The sequence below is a fragment of the Treponema sp. genome (assembly GCF_045657965.1).
GTDB lineage: Bacteria > Spirochaetota > Spirochaetia > Treponematales > Treponemataceae > Treponema_D.
The window spans coordinates 1-2,690 of the sequence record NZ_JAZOUG010000146.1 but is presented as its reverse complement, the minus strand read 5'-3'; the positions used below and the strand labels follow the sequence as shown (position 1 = coordinate 2,690).

3 protein-coding genes are annotated in these 2,690 nt (G+C 38.0%); all 3 read right to left on the bottom strand.

All coding sequences use genetic code 11. The features are described from left to right. Positions 1 to 85 precede the first annotated feature (85 nt). Positions 86 to 1,642: a phenylalanine--tRNA ligase subunit alpha gene (pheS, locus tag ACKI5B_RS05195; protein WP_407426513.1), complete on the bottom strand. Its 1,557-nt coding sequence runs from the start codon at positions 1,640 to 1,642 to the stop codon at positions 86 to 88. A 79-nt stretch (positions 1,643 to 1,721) separates the two neighbouring features. Beyond that, a complete protein-coding gene (locus ACKI5B_RS05190; protein WP_407426511.1) occupies positions 1,722 to 2,117 on the bottom strand; it encodes a hypothetical protein in 396 nt (131 codons plus the stop codon). A 96-nt stretch (positions 2,118 to 2,213) separates the two neighbouring features. Further along, on the bottom strand, positions 2,214 to 2,690 hold a 477-nt coding region (locus ACKI5B_RS05185; RefSeq protein WP_407426509.1), incomplete at its 5' end, for a hypothetical protein.

The window sequence follows — 2,690 nt, the reverse complement described above, 5'->3', positions numbered from 1 at the left end:
AGGAATCAGTCCTTAAAATCAGCCTAGTTAAAGTGTCCAATAATTGGGGTGCACTTCATTTTCTGACGGTGCTTTTTTATTTATTTTAGAATTTTGCTTTTCTAAGACGGACTTCTTCAATGTTCTCGCTGAACAGTTCACGTAAATCGTTCAAACCGAGTGCCATTAAAGCCATTCGGTCAATTCCGATACCCCAGGCAGCAACAGGAACATCAACACCCATCGCTTTTGTAACTTCAGGACGGAAAATTCCTGAACCTCCAAGTTCGAACCAGCCTAAAACCGGATGTTTGATATGAACTTCGACAGATGGTTCTGTGAACGGGAAGTAACCAGGTACATATTTAACTTCAGTTGCACCAGCTACTTCCTTTGCAAACATTTCAAGGAAGCCGAGCAAAGTACGTAAGTTTACATCTTCACCCAAAACAATTCCTTCAGTCTGATAGAAATCGCTCAAATGTGTTGCATCAACTTTGTCATAACGGAAACATCGTGCAATACCAAAGTATTTTCCAGGGATTTCAGCATTATGAAGCTGATGAGCCGAAAGAACTGTACCCTGTGAACGCAAAACAAGTCGTCGTGTGAATTCATGATCAAAAGTATAATTCCAGCCGCGGCTTCCTGAATTTCCGCCGGTCTGGTGTTCAGCAGCTACATTTGAAAGCCATGGTTCTTCAATTGATTTTGCATGAGTAGGATTTTTGATTCGATATACATCGTGTATATCACGTGCAGCATGGAACTGCGGCATAAAAAGTGCGTCACCATTCCAGAATTCTGTTTCTACAAGCGGACCATCAAATTCTTTAAAACCTAAGCTGCAGAGCTTATCTTTAACATGTTCCAGGAACTGAACATACGGATTAGTACGTCCTGGAATGATTCGTGCCGGCGGAAGTTCGATATTGTATCCACGGAAAGTACCGTTTTTCCATTCACCACTTGAAAGCATTTGAGGAGTAACAGCACCAAGCTCTTCACCGGTAATTCCTGCCTTTTTGAGGGCAGCAACAACATCAGCAGCTTCTTTATTTAATTTGTAAACAATTGTCTCACGCTCGATGATTTTAAAAGGAGAATCAGCAGCTCCGCGTTTTTTTGCATAAGCAGAAATTGCAGTCTGTTCATCTTTGTTCAAAGAAGCGTTATCAAGAAGACCATTTTCAGTTTTTACAGCACGCTCAAACAAATCAACTGCCGTTTTAATATTCTGAGGAATTTCTGAACCAGTATATTCCGCTTTTTTTTCGGCATTCATTTTAAGAACACCGGCCTTTGAAAGACCTCCAAATGCAGAACCTACATCCTTCTGCTCCAGAGAAGTTCCTGCAGCTATTTCAGGAAGAGTTTTTGCTCCATTTGCTTTTACATAATTTATGATGCGCAGTTCCGGAATTCCGTCTTTTGCATATGCTTTTCCTAAATCAGTGATTTCATAAAAAGTATGAGGTGTGCGGCTTACAACTGAAAGAAGCTCTTTACCGCCAAGCCATGAAAACGCCTGATTACAATGACCTTCTTTGTAATTTAATTCTTTTTGAAGTTTTTCTGAAGTGAGTTCATCTTTTGATGTATAATTAAGAAGAACTTTGATTTCAAGCGGATGAAGATTTTTAACGATGTTCTGAATGTCCATTTTTTTTGTAATCCTGATTTATATAAAAAGTTGAGCCAGCTCTTATGAACTGGCTCATTGCATTTAGCTTTTTGAGCGGTTATCGTGTAAATTTTACATAAGAATGATAAGTAGCCCATTTCATGTTTTTATCATCCTTGAAATATTTTACAGAATCTTTACGAAGGTATTTGTAACCGTAGTACTGATTTTCTTTCTGGAAATCCTGCAGACATGCAAGAACAGTGTTCATTGCTTCACCCTGATCGTAAGAAACTGCAATACATGTATAATAAACATGAGCCTCATCAGTAAGCGGAGTATAATCAATCTGAACTTTAGCAGTTTTATTTGTTGTATGCTGATCTTCAGGAACAATTGTTCGTGTGACCATTAACTCTGCCTGTTTGTCTTTTGTTAATTCATCTAATTCTTCTGCAAAAGAAATACCTGTAAAACAAAAAAGTGCTGCAACAATAGCAATAAGTTTCTTCATAATACTCCTCCTTGGTTCGTTACAGAAGTAACGGCTTCAAGTGTTAATATACAATAAAAAGTTAAGACTAAATAAAAGGTTACAGTTCTTCACTTTTTAAAAAGTCTTATATTTTATTATTCTATCAGTTTGCATAAAAAAATCAAGCGTAACTTTATAGCGACCGGCATCTACGCCAATTTTCGGCGGCTCATACATAAAGACTTTACCCGTAATTTCTTTTGGCTTTGATTTTATCCATTTCCGTTCATAATTTCTTACAGCCATTTTTAATGCTTCACCACAGGCTTTTTGGATTCCTTCAAAACCTTCTTCAAGAGGGGCATATCCTTCTCCCTTTATTTTCGGATACATGATTGACCGCCAGCCCCGGAAAATCTGTATCTGAGCATCTGAACGCCGGAATTCAACCCAGCAGTTCAAAACAGAATCTTTAATCCATGGTTTTGCATAATTTATTGATTTTTTTTCATCATCAGAAAGTTCCTGCAATGGCTCAAATTCAAAAATCTCAGTTACACCACGGGCTTTATCATAAGGCACATACTCAAATTTCCAGCCATACACCATTCC

Excerpts from the sequence above, each read along its gene's own strand:
- pheS (WP_407426513.1), bottom strand. The coding sequence starts at position 1,642 with ATGGACATTCAGAACATCGTTAAAAATCTTCATCCGCTTGAAATCAAA.
- ACKI5B_RS05190 (WP_407426511.1), bottom strand. The coding sequence starts at position 2,117 with ATGAAGAAACTTATTGCTATTGTTGCAGCACTTTTTTGTTTTACAGGT.